The organism is Mannheimia kashgarensis, assembly GCF_041807705.1.
GTDB lineage: Bacteria > Pseudomonadota > Gammaproteobacteria > Enterobacterales > Pasteurellaceae > Mannheimia.
In genome coordinates this window covers 1-19,619 of the sequence record NZ_JBGTYY010000015.1, presented here as the reverse complement: position 1 = coordinate 19,619, position 19,619 = coordinate 1, and the positions used below count along the sequence as shown (strand labels likewise).

Here is a 19,619-nt window from a genome sequence, read left to right as displayed (position 1 = left end):
CTATACTCTTCGCATTACTAATTTCGAGGAGTTTTATATGAGCGAATTTGTCCTCAACGATCACCCACATCGCCGTTTTAATCCATTAAAAAATCAATGGATTTTAGTCTCTCCGCATCGTGCGAAACGTCCGTGGCAAGGGCAGCAAGAAGAAATCATGCAAGATGAAAAGCCGAGTTATGACCCAACTTGCTATCTCTGCCCGGGTAATAAACGTATTACAGGTGAGCAAAATCCGAACTACACCAAGCCATTTGTGTTTAAGAATGATTTCTCTGCTCTACTTTCAGACACACCTGCTCCAGAGCCGAATGATGATCCACTTTTTCAGATCTCACATACACAAGGCGAAAGCCGTGTGATTTGTTTCTCGCCTGATCATAGCAAAACCTTGCCACAACTTTCCGTAGAAGAAATTGCTGATGTCGTAACTGTTTGGCAAGAGCAAGCCAATGAGTTAAAAGAGCGTTATCAATGGGTGCAAATTTTTGAGAATAAAGGCTCGATGATGGGTTGCTCTAACCCGCACCCACACGGTCAAATTTGGGCGAGTAATTTTTTACCGAATGAAATCACGATTGAAGATGAGTGCCAAGCAGATTATTTTGCAAAATATGGCTCGCCACTTTTACTTGATTACGCTAAACGTGAGCTAGATAAACAAGAGCGAATTGTAGCTGAAACGGAAGATTGGATTGCAGTTGTGCCTTATTGGGCAGCTTGGCCGTTTGAAACCTTATTGTTGCCGAAAGCGAAGCAGTTTAAATCCATTACAGATTTGAATGAAGCTGAAAAAGCAGATTTAGCTTTAGCATTGAAAAAGCTCACTACTCGCTACGATAATTTATTTAATATCAGCTTCCCTTACTCGATGGGCTTTCATTTTGCGCCATTTAATGATGAAGAAAATGCTCATTGGCAATTACACGCCCATTTCTATCCGCCTCTATTACGTTCTGCAACCGTGCGTAAATTTATGGTAGGCTATGAAATGATGGCAGAAACCCAGCGTGATTTAACCCCAGAACAAGCAGCTGAGCGTTTAAATGCGGTAAGCGATACTCAACACTATAAAGAATAAGGAATTTGAATGAAACCACAAGAGATTGCTGTTCAAAAATTTGAAGAACATTTTGGTTATAAAGCAGAACGTACCGTATTTGCCCCGGGAAGAGTAAATATTATTGGCGAACACACCGATTACAACGATGGCTTTGTAATGCCTTGTGCAATTAATTACGGTACCGCAATCAGCTTTGCCAAACGTGATGACCACAAATGGCGAGTGTTTGCTCTTGATATTAACAAGCAAGATGAATTTGACCTAAGTCAGCCAATCGAACCAAGCAAACACAAATGGGCTAACTATGTGCGTGGCGTAGTGAAATTTGTGCAAGCAAAATGTCCTGATTTCAAGCAAGGGGCAGATTTAGTGATTACCAGCGATGTGCCGATGTCATCTGGCTTAAGTTCTTCCGCAGCCCTTGAGGTGTCGATTGGTAAAACGGCTCAATTATTGGGAGATTTACCCCTTTCTCATACTCAAATTGCCTTAATCGGGCAAGAAGCAGAGAATAAATTTGTTGGCTGTAATTGTGGCAATATGGATCAACTTACCTCTGCTTTAGGGCAAAAAGATCATTTTGTGATGATCGATTGCCGCAGCCTTGAAATTACGCCAACCCCTGTGCCACAAGGGTATTCGATTGCAATCATCAACTCTAATGTGAAGCACGATTTAGTCACAGGCGAATACAACAGCCGCCGTGAGCAGTGCGAATTTGCCGCTCACTTCTTCGGTAAAGCAAAATTGCGTGATGTGAGTGCCGAGCAGTTTATCGAACGAGCTGCAGAACTGCGTGATACTAACGAACTTGCCTATAAACGTGCGAAGCATATCATCAGTGAAAATCAGCGAGTGTTAGAAGCGGCAGAAGCCTTAAAAACAAATGATATGGTGAAATTAGGCGAGTTAATGGCGGCGTCGCACGATTCTATGCGTGATGATTTTGAAATTACCTGCCCTGAAGTGGATTGTTTAGCTGAAATCGCTCAAAAAGCGATTGGTAAAAATGGCGGAGCAAGAATGACGGGCGGTGGCTTCGGTGGCTGTGTGGTCTGCTTAGTGCCAAACGATAAAGTGGAAGATCTTCGCCAAGCCGTTGCTAATAACTACGAAAAGCAAACGGGCATTAAAGAAACCTTCCATTTATGTACAGCTTGTGATGGGGTTCACGAGGTAGTTTAACAATTTTATTGTAGGATATTCTATGAAATTATTCACTCTCGAAAATGCCTATTTAAAAATTACTTTATCAGACTTCGGAGCTTCTTGGCTCTCTTGCGTGATAAAAATGCCAAACGAAGAGCGTGAAGTATTAGTTACAACCTCTGCAAAAAATTGGCAAAAACAGACCGCTTTCTTTGGGGCAACTATTGGACGTTACGCTAATCGTATTGCTAATGCAGAATATTCGCTCAATGGAAAAACCTATCACTTAGCCAAAAATAATGGCGAGCATAATTTACATAGTGGTGAATTAGGCGGCGATAAAGTAATTTGGAAAGTGGAAAGCCATAGCGAACAAGCGGTCAAATTTAGTTATATTTTTGCAGATGGAGAAGAAGGTTTTGGTGGTGAAGTGGAAGCCTTTGTGGAATATCGCTTAACCGACAATGAACTGAAAATCAGCTTTGATGCAAAGTCAAACCAAGACACGCCTCTTTGTTTAACCAATCACGCTTATTTTAATTTGCAAGGCTCGGAAAATATTTTAGATCACGAATTGATGATTAGTGCGGAAAGCTATTTACCTGTTGATCCGAGCGGTATTCCAAATGCTCCACTTAAAAAAGTAGCAGGTACAAGTTTTGACTTCCGCCAACCTAAAAAAATCGGGCAAGATTTATTGGCTGATGATGACCAAAAAGCGGTAAAAGGTTACGATCACGCTTTCCACCTTGCAAAAAATCGTGAAAATCTGACCGCTTGTTTAGCCGTAGAAGATTTAAAAATGGAACTTCACACCTCAATGCCAGCTCTACAAATTTACACAGGTAACTGGCTAAAAGGGCAACCGAATTTGAGTGAGGGCGAATATGAAGATTATGCAGGCGTGGCATTAGAGCCTGAATTTTTCCCAAACTCCGTTAATCAACCTGAATTATTACAATTTGGCGGCATTACCAAAGCCAGAGAAAGTTATCATCATACGATAAGTTATCGGTTTGTCAGCGATTTTAATCATAAAATGTAAAATCTTGACAACAGAGACTTTTCTTATATATTTCATCTAGTCTTGTCTTTTAAAACAGAAAGACAGTTTATATCATTTATTGGAGACCTTACTTATGAAAAATGCTTATCTTTTAGGAATTTTAGCCGTTTGTTTGACAGCCTGTGGCGGTGGTGGCGGAAGCGGAAGCAACAATGTTGCAAGCACGCCTATTAATGATTCCCACAATACTCCAAGTAATAACCAAAGTACTAGCAATACTTCGGGCAATACCCCAAACACCGATAATACTTCGGACAATACCCCAAACACCGACAATACTTCGGACAATACCCCAAACACCGACAATACTTCGGACAATACCCCAAACACCGATAATACTTCGGGCAATACCCCAAACACCGATAATACTTCGGGCAATACCCCAAACACCGATAATACTTCGGGCAATACCCCAAACACCGATAATACTTCGGGTAATACCCCCAATACTGATAATTCAGATAATTTAAATAGGATTACCGTAAAAAATTCTGCTTTAGAAAGTGAAAATATCCAAAACAAAGTATATGAACTTAATAGGATTAATACTAAAATCGAATATGGTCAATTAAAAGTTGCTCAAGACAATATTTACCTCCAACCTAAAGCTGGTACACAAAGCACAGTAGAGTCTTTTAAAGTCAAACCAATGACAGAAAGCCAAAAGCAATCGGTACAAGAAATTGTCGATTACACTAATAAACTTAGAGCAGAAAAAGGACTTCCAGCTCTTGTGCTTGATACTGCTTTGACTGCATTTGCTCAACGCCGTGCTGAAGAGTTAGCAGGTCGCTACGATCACGAAAGACCTGATAACAGCTCGATTTTCGTTCAGGGACTTCAAGGTGGTGGCGGTGAAAATATTGCTGCAGGTCATAAAACAGCATTAGATGTGAGTAAAGGCTGGGAAAATAGCCCAGGTCATTATGCTAATATGATTAGAGAAGGATTCACTAAAATTGGTATTGGGGTAGTATCTGTTCCAGGCAGTACACGTACTTATCAATGGGTACAAATTTTTGGTTTTAATGACACAACCACACCTTACTATTTTGATGAAAATAGCTCTTCAGCTAAAGCCAAATTATTTGATGCCACAGCTAAACTAATTGGTTCAAGACCGGCTATGAATTGGATTTCCCTAGAAAACGGAAAATCTCTTTATATTGCTGATATCCCTTCAAACGGAGAATGGCATCATTTAAAAAACATTACCGATACCACCATTTATAATGCGGTAATAAACGGCTACGGTGATGTCCGTTTTGGAGCATTGAAAGATCAAGATGATAAATATCAAGTGTTCTATCGTGGCAACAATACTATTTTTGAAGAAGTGCCAAGTAGCGGTACTATCAATTACGAGGGTAAAGCCTTTATGACTGACGGGAATAGTAATGCCTTCTTAAATGCAGCATTCCAAGCAGATTTTAGCAATAAAAAACTCAATGGCGTATTATCACAAGAGGGTAACAATATATTAGATATTCACGCAGTCATTCGTGGAAGTTCTTTCCATAGCAATCAGGACGCTAAAGTTGAAACGCAAGGTGGCTTCTTTGGACCAAAAGCCGCTGAGCTGGGTGGAGTATTCTACGATCACACTAGCAATCAATATGGTTCTTATGGAGCAAAGCAAAAATAATCAATTAGTGTAAGCAAATTATGATAAGCCTCGTGAAGCATTTCTCGAGGCTTAATTATTAATCATTTAAAAACTCTGTAAAATAGATCGCTTGCTTGCAAGCTATTTATTACTAGCGTTAATTTGAAACTACTCCACTAATTTTTTCACTAACCCCAGCACTTCTTGGATTTGAGAGGAAGAAAGTTTGCCTTCTGAGGTAAATTGTACTTTGCCTGATTTATCCAGCACCGCAATAAAGCTCTCTTGCTCTTTTAGCCCCCACACTTTTCGTACATTACCTTGCTGATCCAATACCACTTGGCTGCGAGGATTTTCCAATTTGCCGTCTTCTACATTGCTTTTCACAAAAAGCCCTGTGCCGAATATTGCATCATCGCCATTCACAATGGTTAAGGTTTGGTACTTAGTCGGGTCAAAATTGGTGCTTTTTAACGCATCAATTAAGGCTGCATTTTTCTTTTTTACCGAACTTCTTGCGGCAAAATGAAGCACTACCCTTACTTTTCCTGCAACAGATGAGGAACTCCAGTTTTTATACGCAATTTTACCTGATTGAAGCACTAATTCGCCATCTTTAGCGACAGAAACGGCTGGCAGAACTTGATTTAGCTTCACATTATGAGCAAAACTCATATTTGCAAAAAAGAGTCCAAAAACGACCGCTAGTTTTCCGACTTTTCCCATTTTTTCTCCTTGTTTTTACGAAGTCTTGTACATATTAGTAAACAAATATGGCGATTTTACTCAAATTTTTGTTTAAAAGAAAAGCATTCGATGAATTTTTCTACTCGTTAATTCATTGAATTTATGGTATTTTAACAGGCGTTTTTATAACATCAATTTTTATACCACTTAACACAATTTAAGGAGTCTTTATGCAACAAGGTGGCGGAATGGAAATGATCTTTATTCTGATTGTTTTCGGTGCAATTTTCTATTTTATGATTTATCGTCCGCAGGCAAAACGCCAAAAACAACAACGTGAATTACTAGCAAGCCTCGCAAAAGGCGAAGAAGTATTAACCAGCGGTGGTTTAATCGGAAAAATTACGAAAGTAGCTGCTGAAAATGACAATATCGTTATCGCATTAAACGACACAACTGAAGTAACCATTAAGCGTGATTTCGTTGTGGCTGTACTACCAAAAGGTTCATTAAAATCGCTTTAATGCCCTCTAATCTAACTTTAACATTTGGGGATTTATTGTGTTAAACCGTTTCCCTCTATGGAAGAATTTAATGGTGATCTTCGTGATCGCCATTGGTGCTTTATATGCCCTTCCAAATTTATATGGCGATGATCCATCAGTCCAAATTTCTGGTACTCGTGGACAACAAGCCACACCTGAAACCCTTACTCAAGTTCAATCTACACTTTCATCAATGAATATTCAGCCGAAATCCGTTGTATTAGAAAACGGTTCGATCTTGGTGCGTTTAGAAAGTGCGGAACAGCAACTTCCAGCCAAAGAAAAAATTTCTGAAGCATTAGGTAATAACTACTCTGTTGCATTAAACCTTGCACCAGCAACACCAAAATGGCTCTCTGATATTGGTGGAAGCCCGATGAAACGAGGCTTAGACTTGCTTGGCGGTGTTCGCTTCTTAATGGAAGTGGATATGAACACCGCTCTTGCTAAACAGCAAGATACCTTGCAAGACAGCTTGCGTAATGATTTCCGTAGAGAAAAACTGCAATATAAAGCGGTCAAAAAAGGCGAAAATTTTGCAACTGAGATTGAATTTGTTAATAACGAAACGGCTGAAAATGCGGTTCGTTTAATTCGCCGTTCTCACCCAACACTTGATATATTAGTGAATGGTAACAACGTTACCTTAACGCCATCAACACAAGCTCTTTCTGATTCTCGCAGTATGGCGATTGAGCAAAACCTCTCAATTTTGCGTAAGCGTGTAGAGGAATTAGGCGTTTCTGAGCCAACTATTCAACGTCAAGGTGCTGATCGTATCGTGGTGGAATTACCGGGTGTGCAAGATACCGCACGTGCCAAAGAGCTTCTAGGGGCAACTGCAACGCTTGAGTTCCGTTTAGTGAATACGGAAGCAAATTTAGCTTCTGCTGCTAAAGGTATTGTGCCTGCTGACTCTGAAGTACAAAACACTCGCGATGGTGAGCCTGTTGTATTACGCCGTAAACCATCTTTAGGTGGTGAGCATATTATTGATGCCACTTCAGGCACAGATGATCGAGGCTTACCACAAGTAAGTATTCGATTAGATACTGCCGGTGGCGAAATGATGGGTGAAATTACCAAAATGGCAATCCAAAAACCGATGGCAACCCTTTATACCGAATTTAAAGATTCAGGTCGTAAAGATGCAAACGGCAAAGTGATTTTGGAAAAACACGAAGAAGTGATTAACGTAGCAACTATTCAAACTCGTTTAGGTAATAATTTCCAAATTACAGGTATTAATTCACCGGCAGAAGCCCAAAACCTTGCGGTATTACTACGTTCCGGTGCATTAATTGCTCCAATCGTCATTGTAGAAGAGCGCACTATCGGAGCATCACTTGGTGCAGATAACGTCAAGCAAGGTATGGAAGCAAGTCTATTAGGCTTAGGCTTAACCATTTTGTTCTGTCTAGCATTTTATAAGATGTTTGGGGTGTTTGCTGCTTTTGCTTTAATAGTAAATATGATCCTGACTATTGGATTAATGTCATTAATCGGCGCAACCCTTACAATGCCGGGCATTGCGGGTATTGTACTTGCTGTGGGTATGTCGGTTGATGCAAACGTACTGATCTATGAGCGTATTAAAGAAGAAATTCGTAATGGACGCTCTATTCAGCAAGCAATTCACGAAGGCTATAGTGGTGCATTCTCAAGTATTTTTGACTCGAATTTAACCACAATTTTAACCTCTCTAGTCCTGTATGGGGTAGGAACAGGTCCAGTAAAAGGCTTTGCAGTAACGCTTGCGTTAGGGGTAATTATTTCTATGTTTACCGCAATTACAGGTACTCGAATGTTAGTAAACTGGGTTTATGGCGGCAAACGTGTGAAGAAACTTTGGATTTAAGGTGGAATAAATGGCTATTGAAAATGCAAAACAAGATGTAGCAGAGATTAAACTGCCTTATAAGTTAATTCCGTTTATGAAATACCGTTACTTCGGTTTCATCTTTTCGATTATTTTATCTGCATTATGTATTTTCATTATTGCAACGAAAGGATTTAACTGGGGCTTAGATTTCACAGGCGGTACGGTAATTGAAACCCAATTCTCACAACCGGCTGACCTAAATAAACTTCGTACAGAACTTGATGACATTGGCTATGGTAGTGCTTTAGTGCAAACCACAGGTAGTCAAACGGATTTAATGATCCGTTTAGGTGCGAATGCAGGTGATATGACGGTTGGAAATCAAGTAATGGATATGATCCACCAAAAGATTGACCCAAATGCTACAATCAAAAGTGTTGAGTTTGTTGGCCCTAACGTAGGGGAAGAACTTACACAAGGGGCAATTTATGCAACACTTGCCACCCTTGCAATGCTACTTATTTATGTTGGTACACGATTTGAATGGCGCCTAGCGGTAGGTGGTATCGCTGCTTTATTCCACGACGTATTAGTAACACTTGGGGTCTTCTCTTTCTTACAGATTGAGCTTGATCTCACATTCGTGGCGGCGATTTTGTCGGTGGTAGGTTACTCACTTAATGACTCCATTGTTGTGTTCGACCGTGTACGTGAAAACTTCTCGAAAATTCGTCGTTTAAGCTCAATTGAAGTAGTGGATATTTCATTAGGCCAAACGCTTTCTCGTACCTTAATGACCTCTGTTACCACCCTCTTTGTGGTGTTAGCCCTATTCTATTTAGGTGGTCCAACACTTCATAGCTTCTCGCTTGCATTATTAATTGGTATCGTTTTTGGTACTTATTCATCAATCTATATTGCTATCGGTGTAGCACTACAACTTGGCTTGAAACGTGAACATATGGTTCAACCTAAAGTCGAAAAAGAAGGTGCGGATCAAGAAGCCTTTATCGATTACTAATCAATAATCAGACAAAAGCAGGATTTATTTCCTGCTTTTCTTTATTTTTTACGCAAACGTTTGCTAAACATTTTAAATTTCTGTAGAATTCGCCCACAAAATTTTCCTTTCTATTTATCTTTTTTCTTTGAGGTTTTTATGTCCTTATTTAAATTTGAAGAGCGTGGTTCAAACGTTCGTCAAGAAGTCATCGCAGGTTTAACAACTTTCCTTGCAATGGTGTATTCTGTTATTGTTGTGCCGGGAATGTTAAGCCAAGCTGGCTTTCCTGCAGAATCAGTCTTTATTGCCACTTGCTTAGTTTCAGGTTTAGGCTCAATCACCATCGGCTTATGGGCAAATGCTCCAATGGCGATTGGTTGTGCAATTTCTCTTACTGCATTTACGGCTTTCAGCTTAGTGCTTGGGCAAAATGTTTCAATCCCTGTAGCACTTGGTGCAATTTTTTTAATGGGTGTGGTGTTTACCATTATTTCTGCAACGGGTATTCGTACTTGGATTTTGCGTAATTTACCAAGCAGCATTGCACACGGTGCTGGTATTGGTATCGGCTTATTCCTACTGATTATTGCAGCAACTAACGTAAAATTAGTCGTAAACAGCGGTATGGATATTCCTGTAAAATTAGGCGATTTTACTTCATTCCCTGTACTAATGTCTTTAATTGGTTTAGCAGCTATTATCGGCTTAGAAAAACTTAAAGTAAAAGGCAGTATTTTATGGGTAATCATTGCAATTACCATTGTTGGGTTAATTTTTGATCCAAACGTAAAATACGCAGGCTTTTTCAAAATGCCAAGTTTTGGCGAAAACTCTCAATTCCTAAGCCTAGATATTATTGGGGCATTAAACACAGCAATTCTACCTGTGGTGTTTGCGTTAGTAATGACGGCTATTTTTGATGCAACAGGTACAATTCGTGCAGTGGCAGGTCAAGCGAATTTATTAGATAAAGACGGGCAAATCATCAATGGCGACAAAGCTTTAACATCGGACTCTTTCGGCTCAATTTTATCAGGCTTATTCGGTACAGCACCTGCAGCGGTTTATATTGAATCCGCAGCTGGTACAGCAATTGGTGGTAAGACGGGTTTAACTGCAGTAGTCGTGGGTATTGGCTTCTTATTTATGCTGTTCTTTCAACCACTAGCTTTCTTAGTGCCAAGCTATGCAACTGCACCCGCATTAATGTATGTTGGCTTATTAATGTTAAGCAATGTTTCAAGATTAGATTTCAGCGATTTCGTAGGTGCAATGGCGGGTCTTGTATGTGCGGTATTTATTGTATTGACCGCCAACATCGTAACAGGTATTATGCTAGGGTTTGCCACACTTGTAATCGGTCGCTTAATCTCAGGCGAAGCAAGCAAGTTAAACTTAGGCACTATTATTATTGCTGTTATTTTAGTTGCATTCTATGCCTTTGGTTTAGCTATCTAATTTGTAAAAAATCAATGAAAAATGACCGCTTGTGATATTTAGTTACAAGCGGTCATTTTTTCTAAAATTTGCAATTAGCTTAAAATTGATAAAAATACATTCACGCCCAAAATCCCTAATGCTACACTTAAAAAGGTATTTTTAAACCAAATATAGCTGCCTAACACGCAGAGTAATGCGAGAGTTTGTGCCAAAATTAAGTGAAGCCCTTCTCCGCTTTTGGGAAAAGTTAGGCTAGTTAAAAGCAATAAAACCATAATCACAAGTGGTAACATTTTGTTTAATTTTTGCAAAATAGGCAAAGATAGCACCTTTTCCGGTAAAAATTCAGGCAAAAAACGGCAAATTTGCGTACCTAAAATCAAGGCAACAAACATAATCAAAATATCATTTAGGCTCATTTTCTACTCCTTTCGTATTTTTAGAGAACGATTCAGGTAAAAAAGCTACAATGATAATGGCAAGCAAAATAGCAACTAACAGCACACTTGTTTCAGTAATCTGGCGAGCAAGTAAAAATCCGATTAATGCAATCGCAATTGGCTTCCACTGTTTTTGGTTTTTATATTGTTCGTAAGCTAAAATAGCAAATAAACACGGTAAGGCAAAATCTAAATGTGGAATATAGTTTGCAACAGAATCTCCCAATAAAATCCCCACAACAGTTGAGAATGTCCAATATGTTATACATAAGGTGGCAACTTTAAAAATGAACGCTTGTCGTTGTTCTTTCGCAAGCGTAGATAACACCGCAAAGCCTTCGTCTGTTAAGCCTGCAATGGAAACAATACCTTTAAGGCGAGACTTTGGCTTATATTCCATCATATTCAAGGTATAAAAACTAAAACGCAAGCTCATTAAAAATGTACTCAGGAATACAGGGATTACTCCAGCTCCTGATACAAAAAAGGGAATTGCAGCATATTGTGCTGTACCAGAAATTACAGTAAAGCTCATTGCAACAGTAAACCAAACTGGCATTCCAGCATTCGTTGCCAGCATTCCATAAGCCACCCCTGCAGCAAAATACCCCATAAAAATTGGTGTGGTTAATTTAATAGCACACTTCCAACTATTTTCCATAACTAAAATTTAACATTAAAACATAATTATTTATTATTCTGAATTTTTGCAAAATAGCAAGTTACTACAAGCGGTTATTTTTTGCTAAAAATTTACAAATAGCTGAAAGTTATTAGAATAATAGGTTAAATTGACATACTTTATTACGATTAGCTATTTTTAACCTCTCTCCTGAAATGCTAGACTTACTTCCCAATTTATTGATATTTTTATAGGAATAGGAAGTGAAAAAATCATTAGCCTCTTTATTATCCGGCTTGTTGCTCTCCGGAACATTGTTTATAACACCTAACGTTCAAGCAGAAGGGCGTTTAACGGTTTATTGCTCGGTACAAAACAATGTTTGTGAAGATATGACCAAACAATTTTCGCAACAATATAATGTTAAAACGCAATTTATTCACGGTGGAACAGGCACGATTTTGGGTAAAGTAAAAGCTGAAGCCTCAAATCCACAAGCGGATATTTGGTATGGAGGCACTATTGAGCCACATTTTCAAGCGGGTGAATTAGGCTTATTAGAAGCATATCGCTCACCAAAGCAGGCTGAAATCTTACCGCAATTTAAATCCTTAGTGGAAAGCGAGCAAGGCAAATTTACTTCCATTGTCTATATGTTAGTGCTTGGATTTGGCGTAAATACGGAAAAATTAGCCAAGCTTGGGGTTGAAATGCCGAAAAAATGGGGCGATTTACTCGACTCTCGTCTACAAGGTGAAGTCCAACTGCCTGACCCTCGCAGCTCTGGCACAACTTATACGTTAATGACCACTCTTTCCACTCTGTGGGGCGAAGAAAAAACCTTTGATTACTTGAAAAAATTGAATACGAATATTTCACAATATGTCAAAAGTGCATTAGTAACCAGTAATCTGGCTCGAGGGGAAAGTGCAGTAACTGTCGGTTTTGTACATAGCTATGCCACTGAAAAGGAGAAAGGAGCACCGGTTGAAGCGGTTATTCCTGAAGGCAAAGTGGGGTATGCGTTAGGTGGCGTGAGTATTTTGAAAAACGCTCGTAACCTTGAAAATGCAAAGCTATTTATGGACTGGGTACTTTCCAAAGAAGCCCAAGAAATTCCGTGGAAAAAACACGGCGTTTATCAAACGCCAACTAATGTAAATGCCGAAGTAGCACCTCAATCAACCAAAGCGGATGCCCTTGAGTTTGTTGAAATTGATTATAAAAAAGCAGGTTCAAGCCAAGAAGGAAAACGCTTGGTAGATAAATGGTTAGCTGAAATCAAATTGGCTAAATAACCTTTGCAAAATTTTTAAATAAAATAACCGCTTGTAAACGAAAATCCGCATCAGTGATGCGGATTCTTTCTTAGTGTAATTTCATTGTTGGACGTAGGAAGCGGTTAATCTGCCCCACTAAAACAATCAACCCTATTTTAAAACAACCGTGTAATGCAACTTGGTGCATTCGATATAGCGAAAGATATGCAAATCTAGCAATTTTACCTTCAATAAACATATCGCCACTGACTAAATTCCCCATTAAATTGCCAACTGTGCCAAATTTCGAAAATGAAAGTAACGAGCCTTTGTCATTAAATCTAAATAGCTTCAGCTCTTTTCCTTCAAGTAAAGCAACAAAATGTTTTTACCACATAAGGTTGCCATTTGATGGGCTGCTTGAGCTCGCGGTGGAATAGGTTTTCTATCTTGCATTAAGGCAGCACAATCACCAATCACAAAAACCGCATCATCAACGGTCGCTTGCAAGGTATCTTTAACCTGAATTTGGTTCAAACGGTTGGTTTCAAAGCCAAATTCACGCGTAATATCCGGAGCTTTCACACCTGCCGCCCAAACCATAATATCGGCTTCAATTTTTTCACCTAAACGTGTCATCAAGCCATCTTCACGAGCTTCCGTAATCATTGTGCCTAAACGCACTTCCACCCCAACTTTTTTCAGCTCTTGGAATGCTGCAATTGAAATTCTTTCCGGCAAAGCAGGAATTAAGCGAGGACCAGCTTCAATTAAGGTAACTTTTAAACTGGCACGGTTTAACTTACCAAAACCATAAGAATTTAAGTTTCTAACGATATTGTAAAGCTCCGCAGAAAGTTCGATACCTGTTGCACCACCGCCTACAATCGCAATTTTTACATCTTTATCTTCACTATGAGAGAATTGTAAAAACAGCTCCATCATACGTTTTTGGAAATCTTTAGCTTGCTTTGAGCCGTCTAAGAAAATACCGTTTTCCGCTACGCCCTTCGTACCAAAGTCATTTGATTTACTGCCAATTGCAATCACTAGTTTATCGTAACTGATATTACGCTCTTTCACCAATAATTGATTTTTATCATTGTAAATCGGAGCAAGAGATACCGATTTATTCTCTCTATCCACCGCAACAAGTGTGCCTTGTTGAAACTCAAAGCCGTGATTTTTAGCGTGAGCTCAATAGCTGAGTGCATCCATTCCCTCATCAAGCGTGCCTGTTGCAACTTCGTGTAACAATGGTTTCCACAAATGGGTTGTATTGCGGTCAATTAAAATGACTTTCACCTTTTGTTTTCTCCCCAGTTTACGCCCTAAGTAAGTTGCAAGCTCTAACCCTCCTGCTCGCCCTCCGACTATAACAATAGTTTCCATAAAATGCTCCGAAAGTAGAAATTAAATAAATTAAAAATTAAAACTAAGGTCATTGGAGGGAGTAAAAAATAATGTCTAGCTAAATTACAACATTATTTTAGCTTTACTCCACAAAGTAAAGCAGTGTTTTACACAAACGGCAAATATAGCTTCGTTTATCACGCATTACCGCATTATGTCGACGAATAGAAAGTTGATGGGTTTGGCAATCACATTGGTAAGTAAATTGTTGCTGCACACTTTGCGTACTAAAGCAATGATAAATGTCTGCCGGCACGCCGAGTACGGTTTCCATCATCATTTTCCACTCTTTTCCGTGTGATTGAACTCGCCCAAAGTGTTGATAAACTAGGATATGAGCAAGCTCGTGCGGTACGACTTGGCTAATAAATTCCTGCCCGTTTTCTTGCAATAACACTGGGTTGAACCGCACTTCATTACGTTCTAAATAAGCTACACCAGCCTTTACCCCACGGACGTTATAATTTACCGTTGGTGGAGCAAAAGTTTTGTTGAAATAACGATTTGCTCGCTCTAAATCACGCTTTAGCTGGCGTTGAACCTGCATTTTAAGTTGGCGAAAATCAGACATCAGTGAGGGCAATCCATTGGCTGCCAAGATTTATCATAGCAGATATAGAGTTCATCTTTTCCTCCTCCTAAATAAATGCCCTTAAGCTGCGGATTATTCTCTCTTACCCATTTAAATAGTTCAGATTTCGACATATCTACATCAGGCAATATCAAGTCATTAAAGAGCGATTTCTGCTTCGCAAAATAGTCCTCGGCTTGGTTAAACGCACAAGCACCGTGTTTTTCCCACTCACCTTGTAATAATTTTGCGCCAGGGGATTCAGGTAAGTATTTTCTAATAGTTACTTCAGGCAACATTGGCAAATCCCCTTCGCAATAGCGTGGGTGATCTTCAATGCGACGGGCATTTCTACTTTGCGGCCATAAGCCGTGAATTACCCAGCCAAATGTTTGTTCTCCATCACACTGATATTTCAAATGTTGCGGTATTTTTCCGTTATTATTGCGTCTCTGCTTTTGACAAAACGCTGGTGACCAAGAGAGTGCAAGGGTGTAATAATCGGTATCCACAATATTTTGTTTCAAGCGGTCATTTTTCATCTGCACATCGTAATTGCCTAAAGCACTGCTCGACTGCGTATTTTGCTGAATTTGTGTCTGCTTTGTGGTTGGTTTCGGCTGCTCTTTTTTCCCCGAATCGTTAAAAAAGTAGGAAATAACAGCCAGCACAACTAACACAATAAGGGAAACAAGTTTTTTCTGATTCATCTTCATTTTCAATCAATTATTTAATGTAAAAAGTTAAAAGTTCAAACTGCAAGCGGACATATTTTACAAATTTTTTGCAAAATCAGACCGCTTGTAAGCCAAGGCGAATCCATTTTTTCAACTCAGCAGCATCTTCCACTGCATATTCGGGAATCGTCCAATAGTGCATTTTCTGGGTTTTGCCTTTGGCAAAATAGCAAAATTGCTCGGCATTTTCGGCTAAAAACAGTGGCAAGGTGTCTGCATTGGTTTTCACAAAAATACGGTAATCTTTGCTAATAATTGCCACAATTTTCTCGCCCGAAAACAAGCAATAGTCGCCAAACATTTTTTTCGAACGCAAGCCTGAAATCGGCGAAAGCTGATCTAACAAAAAACGGATAAATTCTGCATCTGCCATTTTATCTCTCAGCCTTATGTTGATTAAAGAGCGATAAATGCTTTTCTTTCAATAGATTAAAATCTTCTTCAAAAGTTAAAGAGGTTTTAGCCCTGTTCAAATAATTTTCAGCTTGACGAAAAGCATGTTCCCGAATCTCAGCCTCCGGGGCGTTACGCCAAATTCCGGCAAGCATTTTTTGTAAGGTAATTCCTATCTCCAACGTTGCCCCACCATCACGGGCGATAGGTGAAAAGCTGTGCTCAATTACCTGACTCAGAGCTAACGGCACAATAGATAGCCGATCATATTCCTCTTTTGAGCTATAATGCTCACAAGGCGTAACGAGTAACTTCATCATATTCATCATAACCTTTATCGCAGTTCCTGGGTCGTTCACCGCTGGCGATAAGGCTCTTTGTGCGACTTCACTAAAGACAATAAATCCCCATATTGGGTCTTGGTCAAAACTGCGATCTTTATGAATAATGAAACATTGGCGAATATCATCTGTTTTATCGCCTGCGTAATCAACCTTAGCTAATAACATATCCGGCATAACTAATTCACCAGGGCGAACCTCAATATGAATATAGGTTTCAAGCCCTTGGGCAATTTTCTGTAATCGTGCTAGATCAATGTGAGTTAAATAGCCTGTATTTTGAGCATAAATAGGTTGAGCTTGTAGCCCTAATGTACCTTTCCAAGCTGTACCTAACAGCGGATTCGCCCGATAACTTTGTAAACTTTTTTCACTTGAATGATAAATTTTATCTAAAGTATTGCCTAAACGTCCTAAGTGAGAGAGAACGTAGATCCAACGAATAAGCGTAAAAATAACATAGCCAAGTACGGCAAGTGTTGTTAAAAATAAAACAAACTGTCCGTTTTGCTCAAAAAACTCCAAACCTAGAGCTGTTTTCGCAATAATCGCATAAATGAATGCGGAAATAAAACTGGATATGGTTCTTCTACTTACCCTATCATCAATTACCAAATTGGTTGCTCTAGGTGTTGCACCACTGGCTGCAGAACTGAATGCTGATACCATAATCGAAAGCGAAAAAGTACTTACTGCAAACATCGTTGAAGCAATCACATTTAACAAACTCTCTAAGGTACTTAACTCAATTTTAGGGAAAGTGTCTGGTGGAAAAAACAAATTGGAGAGTTTTGCCACAAAGGCAAATAAAATAGCCCAAAATACGGATAAAATAGTCGAAACCCACAAACGATTACTTGGCTGTCTTAAATATAGTAATCCTCGATATAACATAAAACCCCTAAATAAATATCGCCTTACAAGCGGTCTGATTCTAACAAAATTTTACGAATATAAAAAAATAAAATTTTGCTCGATTGTTGGGTAGCTACAATCTTTCAAGCTATAATAAACCAACACAAGGAGAATGATATGAAAATCGGATTAGTGCTTGAAGGTGGTGGGCTAAGAGGCATGTTCACCAGTGGTGTGTTAGATGTTTTTTTAGACGAAAATATCCATATTGATGGTGTGATTGGCGTATCTGCTGGGGCATTATTTGGGGTAAATTACGCCTCCAAACAAAAAGGGCGTTCGTTAAGATACAATAAAAAATATCTGCACGATAAGCGATATATGAGCCTGCACAGCCTATTCACCACGGGGAATATCGTCAATCGTGATTTCGCTTTTTATGAATTGCCTTTTAAGCTCGACCCATTCGATCAAAATGCTTTTGAGCAATCTAAAACCGATTTTTGGGTAACCGTCACCAATGTGGAAATCGGCGAACCCGAATACATTAAAATCCAGAACGCATTCGAGCAAATGGAAGCTTTCAGAGCCACCTCGGCAATGCCGTTAGTCTCAAAACTGGTGGAAATCAACGGCAAACACTATTTAGACGGCGGGATTTCCGACAGCATTCCTTATCGGAAATTCCGTGAAATGGGCTACGATAAAATTATCGTTATTCTTACCCGACCACTGGAATACCGCAAAAAACCAAGCTCAATGTGGCTGTTTAAATGGTTTTATCAGAAATATCCTAAATTAATCGAACGTTGGGCAAACCGTTATGCGGAATATAATCAAGCGGTTGAGGAAGTGATTGAGCTGCACAATCAACAAGAAATCTTTGTGATTCGCCCAAGCAAAACGATGAAAATCAGCCGCTTGGAGAAAAATCTCGACCGAGTTCAAGCGATGTATGATTTGGGCGTATCCGATGCAAAAAATGCACTAGATGAATTAAGACGTTATTTAAGCAAATAGCAAAATTCCATTTGCCTAAAAAGCTCAAAAAATATATCATAGACGTCTAGATGGAAATACTTCCAAACAAAATTTCAACAAGCGGTTCATTTTTGTAAATTTTTTGCAAAAAACAACCGCTTGTTATTGTTTATTATCCAATATTTAAGATAGAGAGGAATACAATGGCAATTAATTTATTCACTTCTGAATCCGTATCAGAAGGACACCCAGATAAAATCGCAGACCAAATTTCAGATGCGGTATTAGATGAAATTTTAAAGCAAGACCCGAAAGCGCGTGTAGCTTGTGAAACTTACGTTAAAACAGGTATGGCATTAGTTGGTGGCGAAATTACTACTTCTGCGTGGGTTGATATTGAAAACTTAACTCGCCAAGTGATTTGTGATATTGGCTATACGCATTCAGATATGGGCTTTGATGCTCACTCTTGTGCAGTATTAAACGCAATCGGCAAACAGTCTCCAGATATCAATCAAGGCGTGGATAGAGCTGATCCATTAGAGCAAGGTGCAGGTGACCAAGGGATTATGTTCGGTTATGCCACAAATGAAACCGAAGTGTTAATGCCTGCCCCTATTACCTACGCTCACCGTTTAATGGAGCAGCAAGCGAAAGTACGCAAATCAGGAAAATTAGATTGGTTACGCCCCGATGCAAAAAGCCAATTAACCTTTGCTTATGAAAACAACAAAATTATTGGTATTGATGCAGTCGTACTCTCTACTCAACACGCTGAGCATATTTCACAAAAAGATTTAATCGAAGGTGTGATGGAAGAAATTATCAAGCCAGTTCTTCCAAGTGAATGGTTAAGCCAAAATACCAAATACTTTATTAACCCAACAGGTCGCTTTGTAATTGGTGGCCCTATGGGCGACTGTGGTTTAACAGGGCGCAAAATCATTGTAGATACTTACGGCGGTGCAGCTCGTCACGGTGGTGGTGCATTCTCTGGTAAAGACCCTTCAAAAGTGGACCGTTCTGCCGCCTATGCTGCTCGTTATGTAGCGAAAAACATTGTTGCGGCTGGTTTAGCTGACCGTTGCGAAATTCAGCTTTCTTACGCTATCGGTGTTGCTGACCCAACCTCTATTATGGTAGAAACATTCGGCACAGGTAAAGTGAGCAACGAAACTTTAGTGAAATTAATCTACCAAAACTTCGATTTACGCCCTTACGGTTTAATCAAAATGTTAGATTTAATTAAGCCAATTTATCGTAAAACTGCCGCTTATGGTCATTTCGGTCGTGAACATTTCCCTTGGGAAAAAACAGATAAAGCAGAAGCATTAAGATCTGGAGCAGGATTATAATAATAAGCCCTAAGTTTTATAAAATAGCTTAGGGCTTAATTTTTTAGCTCTGAGCTTCTATCCTTATTAAGTTAGTTTTAGATATTTAAATGGAGCTAAATGACTAGCTAATACTCCAAGCTTTCTTTTCTCTCTCAATAACAAGTGGTCCTTTTTCTTCATTTTTTTGCAAAGCTAAAATCTATCAATAATCTATCCCTGTTATAAATACCAAACCTCAAAATAACAAAAACCCCTTAAGTATCTCTACTTAAGGGGATTCCTAAATTAA

At 39.2% G+C, this 19,619-nt stretch carries 18 protein-coding genes and 1 pseudogene; 11 read left to right on the top strand and 8 right to left on the bottom strand.

From position 1 onward, the window contains the following. Nucleotides 1-37 precede the first annotated feature (37 nt). The 4 genes from galT (at nt 38) to ACERCF_RS07325 (ending at nt 4,923) form a co-directional block, all read left to right on the top strand. Nucleotides 38-1,081 (top strand): galactose-1-phosphate uridylyltransferase, encoded by a 1,044-nt coding sequence (gene galT, locus ACERCF_RS07340; RefSeq protein ID WP_373625158.1) that lies wholly within the window; start codon nt 38-40, stop codon nt 1,079-1,081. 9 nt (nt 1,082-1,090) lie between these two features. After that, the gene (gene galK / locus ACERCF_RS07335; RefSeq protein WP_373625157.1) at nt 1,091-2,248 is read left to right on the top strand and encodes a galactokinase; all 1,158 of its coding nucleotides are present in this window, start codon (nt 1,091-1,093) and stop codon (nt 2,246-2,248) included. 22 nt (nt 2,249-2,270) lie between these two features. Next, nucleotides 2,271-3,257, top strand: coding sequence for a galactose-1-epimerase (locus ACERCF_RS07330; RefSeq protein ID WP_373625156.1), 987 nt, complete (start codon nt 2,271-2,273; stop codon nt 3,255-3,257). A 94-nt stretch (nt 3,258-3,351) separates the two neighbouring features. Continuing rightward, nucleotides 3,352-4,923 (top strand): CAP domain-containing protein, encoded by a 1,572-nt coding sequence (locus ACERCF_RS07325; RefSeq protein WP_373625155.1) that lies wholly within the window; start codon nt 3,352-3,354, stop codon nt 4,921-4,923. Between the two features lie 129 nt (nt 4,924-5,052). Here ACERCF_RS07325 and ACERCF_RS07320 read toward each other — a convergent pair whose 3' ends face one another. After that, on the bottom strand, nt 5,053-5,610 hold the full coding sequence (locus ACERCF_RS07320) for a YtfJ family protein (protein ID WP_373625154.1): 558 nt from the start codon (nt 5,608-5,610) through the stop codon (nt 5,053-5,055). A 191-nt stretch (nt 5,611-5,801) separates the two neighbouring features. Between ACERCF_RS07320 and yajC the strand changes: the two genes are divergently transcribed. The 4 genes from yajC (at nt 5,802) to ACERCF_RS07300 (ending at nt 10,399) form a co-directional block, all read left to right on the top strand. After that, a complete protein-coding gene (gene yajC, locus ACERCF_RS07315) occupies nt 5,802-6,095 on the top strand; it encodes a preprotein translocase subunit YajC (protein WP_373612209.1) in 294 nt (97 codons plus the stop codon). Nucleotides 6,096-6,132: 37 nt separating this feature from the next. Further along, entirely contained in the window at nt 6,133-7,974 is a 1,842-nt protein-coding gene (secD, locus tag ACERCF_RS07310) for a protein translocase subunit SecD (protein WP_373625153.1), read from the top strand. A 10-nt stretch (nt 7,975-7,984) separates the two neighbouring features. After that, complete coding sequence (gene secF / locus ACERCF_RS07305) at nt 7,985-8,959, top strand: protein translocase subunit SecF (RefSeq protein WP_373625152.1); 975 nt, start codon at nt 7,985-7,987, stop codon at nt 8,957-8,959. Nucleotides 8,960-9,097: 138 nt separating this feature from the next. Then, the gene (locus tag ACERCF_RS07300; RefSeq protein ID WP_373625151.1) at nt 9,098-10,399 is read left to right on the top strand and encodes an NCS2 family permease; all 1,302 of its coding nucleotides are present in this window, start codon (nt 9,098-9,100) and stop codon (nt 10,397-10,399) included. 74 nt (nt 10,400-10,473) lie between these two features. On the opposite strand, the gene ACERCF_RS07295 is transcribed toward ACERCF_RS07300, so the two are convergent. Beyond that, nucleotides 10,474-10,800, bottom strand: coding sequence for an AzlD domain-containing protein (locus ACERCF_RS07295; protein ID WP_373625150.1), 327 nt, complete (start codon nt 10,798-10,800; stop codon nt 10,474-10,476). Next, on the bottom strand, nt 10,787-11,482 hold the full coding sequence (locus tag ACERCF_RS07290) for an AzlC family ABC transporter permease (protein ID WP_373625149.1): 696 nt from the start codon (nt 11,480-11,482) through the stop codon (nt 10,787-10,789). The genes ACERCF_RS07295 and ACERCF_RS07290 overlap by 14 nt, the downstream gene beginning before the upstream one ends. 257 nt (nt 11,483-11,739) lie before the next feature. Here ACERCF_RS07290 and ACERCF_RS07285 point away from each other — a divergent pair, with 257 nt between their 5' ends. Beyond that, complete coding sequence (locus ACERCF_RS07285; protein ID WP_373625173.1) at nt 11,740-12,741, top strand: ABC transporter substrate-binding protein; 1,002 nt, start codon at nt 11,740-11,742, stop codon at nt 12,739-12,741. A 70-nt stretch (nt 12,742-12,811) separates the two neighbouring features. Here ACERCF_RS07285 and ACERCF_RS07280 read toward each other — a convergent pair. The 5 genes and pseudogenes from ACERCF_RS07280 to ACERCF_RS07260 all read right to left on the bottom strand — a co-directional run bounded on the left by ACERCF_RS07280 (nt 12,812) and on the right by ACERCF_RS07260 (nt 17,051). After that, nucleotides 12,812-14,094 (bottom strand): annotated as a pseudogene (locus ACERCF_RS07280) (NAD(P)/FAD-dependent oxidoreductase). 103 nt (nt 14,095-14,197) lie between these two features. Further along, nucleotides 14,198-14,686, bottom strand: coding sequence for a SprT family zinc-dependent metalloprotease (locus ACERCF_RS07275; protein WP_373625148.1), 489 nt, complete (start codon nt 14,684-14,686; stop codon nt 14,198-14,200). Next, the gene (locus tag ACERCF_RS07270) at nt 14,686-15,396 is read right to left on the bottom strand and encodes a ribonuclease T2 family protein (protein WP_373625147.1); all 711 of its coding nucleotides are present in this window, start codon (nt 15,394-15,396) and stop codon (nt 14,686-14,688) included. Before ACERCF_RS07270 ends, ACERCF_RS07275 begins: the two co-directional genes overlap by 1 nt. Nucleotides 15,397-15,478: 82 nt before the next feature. After that, the gene (locus ACERCF_RS07265; RefSeq protein WP_373612217.1) at nt 15,479-15,796 is read right to left on the bottom strand and encodes a TfoX/Sxy family protein; all 318 of its coding nucleotides are present in this window, start codon (nt 15,794-15,796) and stop codon (nt 15,479-15,481) included. Between the two features lies 1 nt (nt 15,797). After that, nucleotides 15,798-17,051: a DUF2254 domain-containing protein gene (locus ACERCF_RS07260; RefSeq protein WP_373625146.1), complete on the bottom strand. Its 1,254-nt coding sequence runs from the start codon at nt 17,049-17,051 to the stop codon at nt 15,798-15,800. A 138-nt stretch (nt 17,052-17,189) separates the two neighbouring features. Here ACERCF_RS07260 and ACERCF_RS07255 point away from each other — a divergent pair, with 138 nt between their 5' ends. Next, on the top strand, nt 17,190-18,032 hold the full coding sequence (locus tag ACERCF_RS07255) for a patatin-like phospholipase family protein (RefSeq protein WP_373612219.1): 843 nt from the start codon (nt 17,190-17,192) through the stop codon (nt 18,030-18,032). Nucleotides 18,033-18,196: 164 nt separating this feature from the next. Continuing rightward, complete coding sequence (gene metK / locus ACERCF_RS07250) at nt 18,197-19,348, top strand: methionine adenosyltransferase (protein ID WP_373625145.1); 1,152 nt, start codon at nt 18,197-18,199, stop codon at nt 19,346-19,348. Nucleotides 19,349-19,619: the final 271 nt, after the last annotated feature.